Here is a 12,435-nt window from a genome sequence, read left to right as displayed (position 1 = left end):
ATGAATACTCCGATGAATATCAAAAGCGCGCTGAACCGCGTGGTCAACCAGTTGGACCTGAGCACTGCCGAGATGAGCGATGTCATGCGCGAGATCATGACCGGCCAATGCACTGAAGCACAGATTGGCTCGTTTCTGATGGGCATGCGCATGAAGAGCGAAACCATCGACGAAATCGTCGGTGCTGTTCTGGTCATGCGCGAGCTGGCCGACAAGGTCGAACTGAAAACCCTCGACGGTGTGGTCGATATCGTCGGCACGGGTGGGGACGGCGCGAATATTTTCAATGTGTCCACGGCTTCGGCGTTTGTCATTGCGGCCGCAGGCTGCACGGTGGCCAAGCATGGCAACCGCGCGGTGTCTGGCAAAAGCGGCAGTGCTGACCTGCTGGAGGCGGCAGGTGTGTACCTGAACCTGACGCCTGTTCAAGTGGCACGCTGCATTGACAGCGTCGGCATTGGCTTCATGTTTGCCCAGTCTCATCACACAGCCATGAAACACACGGCCGGCCCTCGCCGCGAGCTGGGGCTGCGCACATTGTTCAACATGCTTGGTCCGCTGACCAACCCGGCTGGCGTTCGTCACCAGGTCGTCGGTGTGTTCAATCAGGCGCTGTGCCGTCCGCTGGCTGAAGTGTTGCTGCGTCTGGGCAGCAAGCATGTTCTGGTGGTGCATTCGCAGGACGGGCTGGACGAATTCAGCCTGGCTGCGCCGACCTTCGTTGCCGAGCTGAAGAATGGCGAAGTGACTGAATACTGGGTGCATCCGGAAGAACTCGGTATAAAGAGCCAGAGCCTGTATGGCCTTGCGGTGGAAAGCCCGGCGCAGTCGCTGGAACTGATCCGCGACGCGCTGGGTCGTCGCAAGACCGAAAACGGCCAGAAGGCGGCGGAAATGATCGTGCTCAATGCGGGTGCCGCTCTTTATGCGGCCGATCACGCTACATGCTTGAAAGAGGGCGTAGCGCTGGCACACGATGCATTGCATACCGGCCTTGCGCGGGAAAAACTGGAAGAGTTGGGTGCCTTCACGGCGGTATTCAAGCAGGAGAACGAAGCATGAGCGTGCCAACCGTACTGGAAAAGATTCTGGCCCGAAAAGCCGAAGAAGTCGCGGCCCGTCGCGCGATTGTGAGCCTTGCCGAGCTCGAACAGCAGGCAGCCAAAGCTGATGCACCTCGTGGTTTTGCCAAAGCGATGATCAACCAGGTCAAGCTGAAGCAGCCCGCGGTCATTGCCGAAATCAAGAAAGCGTCGCCGAGCAAAGGCGTTATCCGGGAAAACTTCCTCCCTGCTGATATCGCCAGAAGTTATCAGGCGGGGGGCGCGACCTGCCTCTCGGTGCTGACCGATGTCGATTTCTTCCAGGGTTCCGATGCCTATCTGCAAGAGGCGCGTGCGGCGTGCAATTTGCCGGTGATCCGCAAGGATTTCATGATCGACCCGTACCAAGTGGTTGAAGCACGTGCTTTGGGCGCCGACTGTATTTTGCTGATTGTTTCGGCACTGGATGACGGGCGGATGGCTGAATTGGCCGCAGTTGCCAAGAGCGTCGGCCTGGATGTGCTGGTTGAGGTGCATGACGGCGACGAGCTGGATCGTGCGCTGAAAACGCTCGATACGCCACTGGTGGGCGTCAACAACCGCAACCTTCACACCTTCGACGTGAGTCTGGAAACCACGCTGGATCTGCTGCCGCGTATTCCGCGTGACCGCATCGTGATCACTGAAAGCGGGATTCTCAACCGGGCCGACGTCGAGCTGATGGAAATCAGTGATGTGTATGCGTTTCTGGTGGGCGAGGCATTCATGCGCGCAGAAAAGCCGGGTGCAGAATTGCAGCGGTTGTTCTTCCCAGAGCGCAAGCCAGCGGCGAGCGGTCCATCCATCGACTGATGGTCTTGAAGAGCATTACGCTGAGGTCCGGCATGCAAGACCCGATCATCTATACCTGTGTCGAACAAGGCTTGCAGGCCGAGCAGGATTTATTGGCGTCGGTGTGCGCCGGTGTGGCGGATCATGGGTTACTGCTTTGGCGACCCAATGATCAGGCGCTGGTCATGCCGCGTCGCATGAGCCGTCTGCCAGGCTTTGTCGAAGCCAGCGAAACCCTGACTGACAACGGCTGGCCGGTGCTGTTACGGGAAACCGGTGGCGAGCCGGTGCCGCAATCTCGCGCTACCGTGAATATCGCCTTGGTTTACGCGCAGCCCCGGATGGATGCTGATCGGGACCGGATCGAAACCGCGTATTTGCGCCTGTGTCAGCCGCTTCTGGATTTACTGGCCGAACTGGGTGGCCGGGCGTCATTGGGCGAGGTGGCTGGTGCATTCTGCGACGGCCGCTTCAACGTCAATCTCGATGGCCGCAAGATGGTCGGAACTGCCCAGCGCTGGCGTCAGAGTCAGGGCGGAACGCGCCCGGTGGTGTTGGCTCACGGTGCGTTGTTGCTGGAAGACGAGCGCGTACAGATGGCGGCGGCGGTCAATCGCTTCAATGAACTCTGCGAACTTGAACAACGTGTGCGAGCCGACAGCCACATTGCCCTGCATGAAGCGTTTCCCGGTGTAGAGGTTGTACAGCATCTGGCACAGGCCTATCGGCAACTGCTTTCCGGCCTCTGAATACCCGCGCTCAGCGCGTGCCGAAGACCACCATGGTCTTGCCTTTGACGTTGACCAGGCTTTGTTCTTCCAGAGCCTTGAGCACACGCCCGACCATCTCCCTCGAACAGCCCACGATGCGGCCGATTTCCTGGCGGGTAATCTTGATCTGCATGCCGTCCGGGTGCGTCATTGCGTCCGGCTGCTTGCACAGGTCCAGCAACGTGCGGGCCACACGCCCGGTCACATCCAGAAACGCCAGATCGCCTACCTTGCGCGTGGTGTTGCGCAAACGCTCAGCCATCTGGCTGCCCAGCGCGTAGAGAATGTCCGGTTCCTGGCGGGCCAGCTCGCGAAACGTGTCGTAAGGGATCTCGGCCACTTCGCACTCGGTCTTGGCGCGCACCCACGCGCTGCGCATGGACTCATGCCCCGGCAATTCGAACAGACCCAGCTCGCCGAAGAAATCCCCGCTGTTGAGGTAGGCAACGATCATCTCGCGTCGTTCGTCATCTTCGATCAGTACCGTGACCGACCCTTTGAGAATGATGAACAACGAGCCCGAGCGTTCGCCCGCGTTGATGATGTTGCTTTTCGCGGCGCAACGGCGACGTTCGGCATGCGGCAGCAGCTTCTCCAGAATGCTCGTTTTGGGTGTAAACGTTATCGCGACCATGCGTGACTTCCGAAATAAGACTATGGCCAAATGGCATACCTGTAGGTATCGGCTGCCCGTGGGTTCTCCGCAGCTTTTCAACGCCGGGAAGGCATGATTTGCGAATATTCCTACACGTTTTCCCCGAATAGCATTTTCGCGGACGCCTCAGGCCATGCCCTGACGCTGTGCTAAGCTGGCGCCCCCTTTTTTACACTGGAGTCTTGGCGATGAAGGCACGCATCCAATGGGCTGGCGAAGCCATGTTCCTCGGCGAATCCGGCAGCGGTCACGTGGTGGTCATGGACGGCCCACCGGAAAGTGGCGGTCGCAATCTGGGCGTGCGTCCGATGGAAATGGTGCTGATCGGCCTGGGTGGCTGCAGCAACTATGACGTGGTCAGCATTCTCAAGAAGTCGCGCCAGCCGATCGAAAGTTGCGAAGCTTTTCTTGAGGCCGAGCGCGCGGACGAAGATCCGAAAGTGTTCACCAGGATACATTTGCACTTCGTCGTCAAAGGCCGGGGCCTCAAGGAAGCGCAGGTCAAACGGGCCATCGAACTGTCTGCGGAGAAGTATTGCTCGGCGTCGATCATGCTCGGAAACGCCGGCGTGAAGATCACCCACGATTATGAAATTGTCGAACTGGGCTGAGCGCCAGACATCCAACGATCATAAAAACGGCGCACACTCTGGCAGACGGCTTCGGACGTCTGCATAATGCGCCACTTTTTCAGGGCGCAGCGTGCATTGGTTTTCTGCTGGCAGCCCGAACAGACAACCAAAATCGCCAACGCGAAGAGGTGTTAACCGTCCTACGCAGATGAGCCGGGCTCACCTGACGGGCATGCTTGATCACGCGGCTGGCGCCGCACCCATATAGAGAGTTTTTAACGGTGAAAAGCAAACTCAAGCTCCACGGGTTCAATAACCTGACAAAGACCTTGAGCTTCAACATTTACGACATCTGCTATGCGGAAACCCCGCAGGACCAGCAGGCGTACGTCGAGTACATCAACAGTGTGTACGACGCAGAACGCCTGACGCGGATTCTGACTGATGTTGTCGATATCATTGGTGCCAACATCCTGAACATTGCGCGTCAGGATTACGATCCACAAGGTGCCAGTGTGACCATTCTGATCTCCGAGCAGCCGGTGACGCCTACCGAAAGCCAGATCGAAGAGTCGCCAGGTCCACTGCCGGAAACCATCCTGGCCCATCTGGACAAGAGCCACATCACGGTCCACACCTATCCGGAAATTCACCCGGTCGACGGTATTGCCACGTTCCGTGTAGACATCGACGTGTCGACCTGTGGCGTCATTTCACCGCTCAAGGCGCTGAACTACCTGATTCACAAGTTCGAGTCGGACATCGTCACCGTCGATTATCGCGTGCGCGGTTTTACCCGTGACGTGGAAGGCAAGAAGCACTTCATCGATCACGAAATCAACTCGATCCAGAATTACCTTTCCGAAGACACACGCAACGGTTACCAGATGACCGACGTGAACGTGTATCAGGAAAACCTGTTCCACACCAAAATGCTGCTCAAGCAATTCGAACTGGATAACTACCTGTTTGGCGATGCCACCAGCAACTTGTCTGCCGAACAGCGTGAACAAGTGACCGCGAAGGTCAAACACGAAATGCTGGAAATCTTCTACGGCCGTAACGTAGCGGTTTAAATCCGGATTTCGGATATAAAAAAGGCGCCTCTTGCAGGCGCCTTTTTCGTTCTTGCTGCTTCAGATGCGATAGGTGGACTTGGTCATGACCTTGGCCAGGATACTCATGCCGAATTTGACCGGGGCCGGAAAGCGAAAGCCTCCTGCTTCGAGCGCGGATTCGGCGTGGTGTTCTTCATCGCTGAGCATCTGCTCCAGAATGGCCCGGGACTTGCCATCTTCGGTCGGCAGTTGTTCCAGATGTTCGCTCAGGTGTTTGCAGACCTGATCTTCTGTTGCAGCAACGAACCCGAGGCTGACCCGGTCGCTGATGATTCCGGCGACTGCGCCCATCCCGAAGGACAGACCGTAAAACAGCGGGTTCAGCACGCTGGTGTGGCTGCCAAGCTGATGAATGCGCTGTTCGCACCAGACCAGATGATCGATTTCTTCTTCGGCCGCATGCTCCATGGCCTTGCGGACCTTGGGCAGCTTCGCGGTCAGCGCCTGGCCTTGATACAGCGCCTGGGCGCAGACCTCGCCAGTATGGTTGATACGCATCAGGCCCGCGACATGCCGGGCGTCTGCCTCGCTCATCTTTTGATCGGGCTGGACGACTGCCGGGGACGGACGCCGTGCGTGGGCACTCGACGGCAGCAGCGTGCGCATTGCGCTGTCGGCTTGCAGTAACAGACGGTCGATAGGGGAATATTGACGTTCGGTAGCCATGGGCACCTCCGGAAGAACCATGCGGGCAGTTTACCCGAATTGGCGTGGGGCGGCTGGGCCTGTGTCAGTCGGCCAGCAATCTTCAGGATCAGCCAGCCGGGTGAATCTCGGGGCGATTTCGCGATCAGCCCGGTGGCCAGTTCATCTGACGCTGACCCAGCACGTGCATGTGAATGTGATAAACGGTCTGGCCGCCCAGCTCATTGCAGTTCATGACCACGCGGAAGCCTTCTTCACACCCCAGCTCGAGCGCCAGCCGTTGCGCCGTGAACAGAATGTGGCCCGCCAGGCCTTTGTCCTCTTCGGTCAGGTCATTGAGGGTGCGAATCGGCTTTTTCGGGATCACCAGAAAATGCACGGGTGCCTGTGGCGCAATATCGTGAAAAGCCAGTACCTGATCATCTTCGTAGATGATCTTCGCCGGAATTTCCCGATTGATGATTTTGGTGAACAAAGTATCCACAGCCGTTTGCTCCTTGTCGGTTGATGGGTGACGCAGCTTACTGCCGTGATCCCGAGTGTACTGCGCGAGACATGGCCCGCCCAGCGACCCTGGTCAGCGCGGGCAGAATTTCTTGTTGATGTAACCGCTGATCTGGCGTGCCAGCCAGCGCGAAACCAGGCGCGGGCTGAGGGTCCAGAACCTGTTGCTGAGGCCTGGAATGATGATCGCCCGGTTTTTTGCCAGCGCTCGGACGGTGTACAGCGCCACCTCTTCAGGGCTCATCAGGTTATCGCCGTTCACCTGCAATTGCGCGGTACGGAAGAACGCCGTTCTGGTCGGCCCCGGGCACAATACCGAGACCTTGACGCCGGCCTTTTTCACTTCCTCGCGCAGACCCTCGGAAAAGTGCAGCACGTACGCTTTGCTCGCGTAGTAAGTGCTCATCCATGGCCCCGGCTGGAAAGCGGCGACCGACGCGACATTGAGTATCTGTCCGCCGCCCTGAATGGCCATCAGATTACCGACGGTGTGGCACAAGCGTGTGAGCGCGAGGATATTGAGGTCGATCAGATCCTGCTCGACGCCCCAGTCCTGAGCCAGAAACGGCCCGCAGGTACCGATGCCGGCCGCGTTGACCAGCAGGTCGATCTGGTGGGCACCGTCTTCCAGCTCCAGCAGAAAACCCGAGAGTCGCAGCGGCTCGCCCAGATCGCACGCGCGAATCAGCACCTCGACGCCAAAGCGCTGAGTGAATTCCAGTGCAATCGTTTCCAGCAAGTCACGCTGGCGGGCAACCAGAATCAGGTTGCGACCACGACGTGCCAGCGCCTCGGCCATGGCCAGGCCTATGCCACTGGAAGCGCCGGTGATCAGGGCGTAACGGGTCATGCATTTCTCCATTGAGCCTGTGCGCCCGGCAGTTCGCCGGGCGGCAGCAGTGTATTACTTGTCGTTCTGGTCGTTGGACTCTTCATTGACATCATCAGGAGCGGTCAAGGCACTATCAGTGTCTTCCTGATCATCGTAAGCCAGGGTTTGTTCGTACTCGTCGGTCTTGAGCGCGAGCTCTTCTTTGGCCAGGTTTGCGATGCCGAAATAGATGCTGGCGACCGTGATCACTGGAATCATGGCAATCCACACCACCGCGAGAAACTTCACGCCACGCGTGTTGGGCGGCGGCGGTGGGCCGTACTGGTTCGGGCCTTGTGTGCCGGGCAGCACCATGATCAGGAACGGAAACAAGGTGCCTACGAACGGCACGAGGTTCAGCAGCAGGAGCCAGCCTGACCAACCCAGGTCGTGCAGCCTCTGCACGCCGATCATCACGCCGATGGTGATAAACGCGATCACTAATACCGCGATCAACAAGCCGCCGCCGACCAGCGACGCGTTCATGACCGTCAGGGCCACCGAGAGCAGGACGATCAGCGTGACGCACTGAACCATGCTCCACGCCAGAAAACGCAGACGGTCGATGCGACCGTGGGTGGTGAAGACTTTAAGTGTGGAATGCCCGTATTCCTCGCTGCCGACCTGTGCCTTGGGCGGCGCGTAGGGCGATGCAGTTTGCGGCGCAGGCGTGTCGGCCGCCCAGGCGTTGGCGGGTGTGGTGACCTCATCCAGCGTGAGGCTGATGGCCAGGTCGGGTTCTATACGCGCTTCGACGCCTGCGTTTTTCAACGCGGCGATATAGCGTTCGGCTTCCGTATGCACCAGCCCGCGCTTGAGGGTCACCGGTGTGCCGCTGAACAGCTTCTCAACCGCCGCCGCATCGCTTTTGAACAATCCGGCCACATTGGCTTTTGCGGTATCAGGCTCTACGCCGTCACGCACCTGCCCTTCAAACATGATCTTGAAGAGGGTATCGGTCATACAGGGCTTCCTTGTCTTGAGTGGGGAACGGCGGGACGCCTTCGCGCAGGCGTCCTTTCGTGTCTGATAAAGGCAGAGTGCAGTTCGGTCAGAACGGTTTGACGATAACCAGAATGACCACCGCTATCAGAATCAGCACCGGAATTTCGTTGAACCAGCGATAAAACACGTGGCTGCGGCCATTTTCGCCACGGGCAAAGCGTTTCATCTGCGCACCGCAAACATGGTGATAGCCTATCAACAGGAAGACCAGCGTCAGCTTCACGTGCATCCAGCCCTGGCTAAAATAACCGCTGGGGTCGAAGCTGATCAGCCAGCCGCCGAAGACCAGCGTGGCGATCATCGCCGGTGTCATGATGCCGCGGTACAGTTTGCGCTCCATGATGATGAAACGGTCACGGCTGACGGTGTCCTCGCTCATCGAGTGGTAGACAAACAGTCTTGGTAGATAGAACAGGGCTGCAAACCAGCAGACCATCGAGATCACGTGCAGTGCTTTGATCCATAAATAGAGCATTTTTGATTATTCCCAGGTTCACGGTGGCCGAATAGTAGTGTCTTGTGCGCCCTTACGTCACGTTGTCGGTTGTCGCAGAGGTCATAGGCTCCTATTATCGACCGCTTTCCAGTTGTTTCGTTGAGGGCAGGTTATGGTCAAGGTCGGTATCGTCGGCGGCACGGGTTACACCGGAGTCGAGCTGCTGCGTCTGTTGGCACAGCATCCGCAGGCAGAAGTGGTGGTGATTACCTCTCGCTCGGAGGCCGGTCTGCCAGTCGCCGACATGTACCCGAACCTGCGAGGCCATTACGACGGCCTGGCGTTCAGCGTGCCGGATGTCAAAACCCTGGGGGCCTGTGATGTAGTGTTCTTCGCCACGCCCCATGGTGTTGCTCATGCCCTGGCGGGTGAGCTGCTTGCGGCAGGCACCAAGGTCATCGACCTGTCTGCCGATTTCCGTTTGCAGGACCCGGTCGAGTGGTCCAAATGGTACGGCCAGCCTCATGGCGCACCGGAGCTGCTGCAAGACGCGGTCTACGGGCTGCCGGAAGTGAATCGCGAGCAGATTCGGAACGCGCGTTTGATTGCGGTGCCGGGTTGCTATCCAACGGCTACCCAGCTGGGCTTTCTGCCGTTGCTTGAGGCGGGTATTGCCGACACAACTCGCCTGATCGCTGACTGCAAGTCTGGCGTGAGCGGTGCAGGGCGCGGGCTGAGCATTGGCTCGCTGTACTCGGAGGCCAACGAAAGCTTCAAGGCCTATGCCGTAAAAGGTCACCGTCACTTGCCTGAAATCACCCAAGGGCTGCGTCGCGCGGCGGGTGGTGATGTTGGCCTGACCTTCGTTCCGCATCTGGTGCCGATGATCCGCGGCATCCACTCCACGCTTTACGCAACGGTCGCTGATCGCTCGGTAGACCTGCAAGCCCTGTTCGAGAAGCGCTATGCCGACGAGCTGTTTGTAGACGTGATGCCTGCTGGCAGCCATCCAGAGACTCGCAGTGTACGCGGTGCCAACGTTTGCCGAATCGCCGTGCATCGTCCGCAGGATGGCGATCTGGTGGTGGTGCTTTCGGTCATCGACAACCTGGTCAAGGGTGCGTCGGGACAGGCTGTGCAGAACATGAACATCCTGTTCGGCCTGGACGAGCGCGCCGGGTTGTCTCATGCGGGAATGATGCCTTAGAGGGGCTGCTTCAAGGGGCAAGCTGCAAGCTTCAAGATAAACGCGAGCTGGCCCATGCTCTTGTAGCTTGTAGCTGCTCCCCACCAAATAGTTGACCGTTTTTCTGGGAGAAGCGGATAATGCCGTCATTACGCATTACGCATTACGACGGCTAACGCCGGGAGATATCTGACATGAGTGTTGAATCCTTCACGCCTACGGCTTTGGAATTCACCCCAAATGCAGCGCACAAGGTGAAAACCCTGGTCGATGAAGAGGGCAATGATCGCCTTAAACTGCGTGTGTTCGTTACAGGCGGTGGTTGCTCGGGTTTTCAGTACGGCTTCACGTTCGATGAGGATGTGGCAGACGACGATACGATCGTCGAGCGCGAGGGCGTGAGCCTGGTGGTCGATCCGATGAGCTTCCAGTATCTGGCGGGCGCTGAAGTGGACTATCAGGAAGGGCTGGAGGGTTCGCGATTCGTGATCAAGAACCCGAATGCCTCCACGACCTGTGGTTGCGGTTCCTCGTTTTCGATCTGAATAAATCGCTGCTAATACGCTTCTGAAAACAAAAAACGCCGCTCATTGAGCGGCGTTTTGCGTTCAGCCATCAGGTCAGGCAGGGTAGATTGCACCCAGAATCCTTAGGCCTCTGGCGCCCGTCACCGTCGGACGGTTCGCCGGGACACTTTCAAGGCTGCAATGCGCCAGCCATGCAAAGGCCATTGCCTCTACCCAGTCCGGGTCTACGCCGAACTTTGCGGTGCTGCTGACTTTGGTGTCCGGCAGCAGATCGGCAAGACGATTCATCAGCGCGGTGTTATGCGCGCCACCGCCGCAAACCAGCAGGTCGGTGGTGCTCGACTGCGCGGATTGCAGTGACTCGGTAATGGTCAGTGCGGTCAGTTCCAGCAGCGTGGCCTGCACGTCTTCCGGCGCCAGAGTCTGAAACTGGAAGAGGTGATGGCGAAGCCAACCAAGGTTGAAGACCTCCCGGCCGGTACTTTTCGGGCCTTTGGTCTGGAAGAACGGATCGCTGAGCAGCGTGTTCAGCAGCTCCTGGTTGACCTGACCGCTCGCCGCCCAGTTGCCGTCTTTGTCGTAGCTTTGTGTCAGCTTGGATTGAATCCAGGCGTCGAGCAGTACGTTGCCAGGCCCGCAATCGAAGCCTTCAACCGGTCGATCCGACTCGATCAGGCTCAGGTTGCTGAACCCGCCAATGTTCAGAACGGCGCGATGATTCTTGTTGTCATCGAACAGCGCTTCATGGAAAGCAGGTACTAAGGGCGCGCCCTGGCCACCAGCAGCGATATCGCGACGACGGAAGTCACTCACCACGGTGATTTCAGTCAGCTCGGCAAGCAAGGCCGGGTTGCCGATCTGAATGCTGTAACCACGAGCAGGCTCGTGGCGAATGGTCTGGCCGTGGCTGCCAATGGCGCGTATCTGGCCGGCTACCATGTTCTGCTCTTTCAGCAAGGTCAGAACACCTTCAGCGACCAGCCGACACCACTTCTGCTCGGTAACGGCCGCACGAGCCAGCTCATCCGTGCCGCTGGAGCAAAGCGCCAACAATTCCGCATGCAGGTCCTCCGGCATGGGAATGTAGTGGGTTGCGAGGAGTATCGGTCGGTTATCCTGCTCCAATAGGGCGATATCGATCCCATCGAGGCTGCTGCCGGACATCACACCTATATAGAAGTAGGCCATGGATTACCTTTTATTGGAGGCCAGCGTGGTGGCCTTTTCCTGATCCATGCGCGCCATCAACGGTTGGCTTTGCTGCATGAAGCGCTGTTTTTCGGATTTGGCGATAGGATCCGCCATCGGAAGCTTCTGACCCAGCGGGTCTACGTGCACGCCATTGACCTGAAATTCATAGTGCAAATGCGGGCCAGTCGACAAGCCGGTGGTTCCAATATAGCCGATCACCTGGCCTTGCTTCACAGAACTGCCGGTTTGCACGCCTTTGGCGAAGCCTTGCATGTGACCATACAACGTGCGGTAGGTGTCGCCGTGCTGGATGATCACCGTGTTGCCGTAACCGCCACGACGTCCTGCCAGCAGGACCTTGCCGTCGCCGGTTGCCTTGATGGGTGTGCCGCGTGGCGCCGCGTAGTCGACACCTTTGTGCGCGCGGATCTTGTTCAGGATCGGGTGTTTGCGACCCATCGAGAACATCGAGCTGATGCGCGCGAAGTCAACCGGTGTGCGGATGAAGGCCTTGCGCATGCTGTTGCCATCGGCGGTGTAATAATTGGTCGTGCCTTGTTTACTGGTATAGCGGACGGCCGTGTAAGTCTTGCCGCGGTTCGTGAAGCGCGCGGCCAGAATATTGCCAGTGCCGACGTTCTTGCCGTTGACCACTTTCTGCTCGTACACCACGTCAAACTCGTCACCCTTACGGATGTCCTGAGCGAAATCGACGTCGTAGCCGAAGATATTGGCCATGTCCATCGTCATGCTATGGCTCAGCCCTGCGCGCTGGGCTGACTGCGACAGAGAGCTGTTGATCACCCCGTGTACATAAGCGTTACGCACGTTGGGCTTGCTGATTTCGCGATTGAATACATAGCCGTTTGCCGTCTTGGACAGGCTGATGGTTTCGACTTCGCTGAGTTTGGTGTGCAGTTGCTTGAGCTGGCCGTCCGGTGTCATCTCGAACTGGAAGGTCTGACCATTCTGCAGCTTGCTGAATTGCTTTGCCTGCTTATCACTGGCCAGTACTTCATGAACTGTGGCGGCCGGAAGGTCGACCTTTTCGAACAGCGTGGACAGGGTGTCACCTTTGCTG

15 protein-coding genes (1 of these 15 running past the window's edge) are annotated in these 12,435 nt (G+C 58.2%); 7 read left to right on the top strand and 8 right to left on the bottom strand.

Annotated features, from left to right (window positions below; genetic code table 11):
• The first annotated feature begins 12 nt into the window (after positions 1 to 12).
• Genes trpD through BLT55_RS18265 form a run of 3 tightly spaced genes read left to right on the top strand, consistent with a single transcriptional unit; the run spans position 13 to position 2,623 of the window.
• Positions 13 to 1,062, top strand: a complete 1,050-nt coding sequence (trpD, locus tag BLT55_RS18275; RefSeq protein ID WP_054999805.1) for an anthranilate phosphoribosyltransferase — start codon at positions 13 to 15, stop codon at positions 1,060 to 1,062.
• A complete protein-coding gene (trpC, locus tag BLT55_RS18270) occupies positions 1,059 to 1,895 on the top strand; it encodes an indole-3-glycerol phosphate synthase TrpC (protein WP_007251901.1) in 837 nt (278 codons plus the stop codon). Before trpD ends, trpC begins: the two co-directional genes overlap by 4 nt.
• A gap of 32 nt (positions 1,896 to 1,927) precedes the next feature.
• Positions 1,928 to 2,623, top strand: coding sequence for a lipoate--protein ligase family protein (locus BLT55_RS18265; RefSeq protein ID WP_054999806.1), 696 nt, complete (start codon positions 1,928 to 1,930; stop codon positions 2,621 to 2,623).
• 10 nt (positions 2,624 to 2,633) lie between these two features.
• Here BLT55_RS18265 and crp read toward each other — a convergent pair whose 3' ends face one another.
• A complete protein-coding gene (crp, locus tag BLT55_RS18260; RefSeq protein ID WP_007251899.1) occupies positions 2,634 to 3,278 on the bottom strand; it encodes a cAMP-activated global transcriptional regulator CRP in 645 nt (214 codons plus the stop codon).
• A gap of 209 nt (positions 3,279 to 3,487) precedes the next feature.
• Here crp and BLT55_RS18255 point away from each other — a divergent pair, with 209 nt between their 5' ends.
• Positions 3,488 to 3,910: an OsmC family protein gene (locus tag BLT55_RS18255; protein ID WP_007251898.1), complete on the top strand. Its 423-nt coding sequence runs from the start codon at positions 3,488 to 3,490 to the stop codon at positions 3,908 to 3,910.
• 242 nt (positions 3,911 to 4,152) lie between these two features.
• A complete protein-coding gene (gene speD / locus BLT55_RS18250; protein WP_002551946.1) occupies positions 4,153 to 4,947 on the top strand; it encodes an adenosylmethionine decarboxylase in 795 nt (264 codons plus the stop codon).
• Between the two features lie 60 nt (positions 4,948 to 5,007).
• On the opposite strand, the gene coq7 is transcribed toward speD, so the two are convergent.
• From coq7 to hemJ, 5 genes are all read right to left on the bottom strand, one after another.
• Complete coding sequence (coq7, locus tag BLT55_RS18245) at positions 5,008 to 5,655, bottom strand: 2-polyprenyl-3-methyl-6-methoxy-1,4-benzoquinone monooxygenase (RefSeq protein WP_007251897.1); 648 nt, start codon at positions 5,653 to 5,655, stop codon at positions 5,008 to 5,010.
• Positions 5,656 to 5,779: 124 nt separating this feature from the next.
• Entirely contained in the window at positions 5,780 to 6,118 is a 339-nt protein-coding gene (locus tag BLT55_RS18240; RefSeq protein WP_003316306.1) for a histidine triad nucleotide-binding protein, read from the bottom strand.
• Positions 6,119 to 6,211: 93 nt separating this feature from the next.
• A complete protein-coding gene (locus tag BLT55_RS18235) occupies positions 6,212 to 6,988 on the bottom strand; it encodes an SDR family NAD(P)-dependent oxidoreductase (RefSeq protein ID WP_007251895.1) in 777 nt (258 codons plus the stop codon).
• Positions 6,989 to 7,042: 54 nt separating this feature from the next.
• Positions 7,043 to 7,972, bottom strand: coding sequence for a DUF805 domain-containing protein (locus BLT55_RS18230; RefSeq protein ID WP_054999807.1), 930 nt, complete (start codon positions 7,970 to 7,972; stop codon positions 7,043 to 7,045).
• Positions 7,973 to 8,060: 88 nt separating this feature from the next.
• Positions 8,061 to 8,489, bottom strand: a complete 429-nt coding sequence (hemJ, locus tag BLT55_RS18225) for a protoporphyrinogen oxidase HemJ (protein ID WP_054999808.1) — start codon at positions 8,487 to 8,489, stop codon at positions 8,061 to 8,063.
• A 133-nt stretch (positions 8,490 to 8,622) separates the two neighbouring features.
• Here hemJ and argC point away from each other — a divergent pair, with 133 nt between their 5' ends.
• Together argC and erpA are read left to right on the top strand one after the other, a co-directional pair.
• Positions 8,623 to 9,657 (top strand): N-acetyl-gamma-glutamyl-phosphate reductase, encoded by a 1,035-nt coding sequence (gene argC / locus BLT55_RS18220; protein WP_054999809.1) that lies wholly within the window; start codon positions 8,623 to 8,625, stop codon positions 9,655 to 9,657.
• A 173-nt stretch (positions 9,658 to 9,830) separates the two neighbouring features.
• A complete protein-coding gene (gene erpA / locus BLT55_RS18215) occupies positions 9,831 to 10,181 on the top strand; it encodes an iron-sulfur cluster insertion protein ErpA (RefSeq protein ID WP_002551953.1) in 351 nt (116 codons plus the stop codon).
• A 75-nt stretch (positions 10,182 to 10,256) separates the two neighbouring features.
• Here the strand turns inward: erpA and BLT55_RS18210 are convergent, their stop codons facing one another.
• Both BLT55_RS18210 and BLT55_RS18205 read right to left on the bottom strand, forming a co-directional pair.
• The gene (locus tag BLT55_RS18210; protein ID WP_054999810.1) at positions 10,257 to 11,351 is read right to left on the bottom strand and encodes an anhydro-N-acetylmuramic acid kinase; all 1,095 of its coding nucleotides are present in this window, start codon (positions 11,349 to 11,351) and stop codon (positions 10,257 to 10,259) included.
• Positions 11,352 to 11,354: 3 nt separating this feature from the next.
• Positions 11,355 to 12,435, bottom strand: the 3' portion of a protein-coding gene (locus BLT55_RS18205) for a peptidoglycan DD-metalloendopeptidase family protein (RefSeq protein WP_054999811.1). The gene runs 344 nt beyond the window's last position; the window shows 1,081 of its 1,425 coding nt (coding positions 345–1,425); its start codon lies off the right edge, out of view — the gene reads right to left on this strand; its stop codon occupies positions 11,355 to 11,357.

Origin of the sequence: Pseudomonas cannabina, assembly GCF_900100365.1 — a bacterium.
GTDB classification, from domain to species: Bacteria; Pseudomonadota; Gammaproteobacteria; order Pseudomonadales; family Pseudomonadaceae; genus Aquipseudomonas; species Aquipseudomonas cannabina.
The sequence above is the reverse complement of the archived record's forward strand: the minus strand, read 5'-3'. Positions and strand labels throughout refer to the sequence as shown.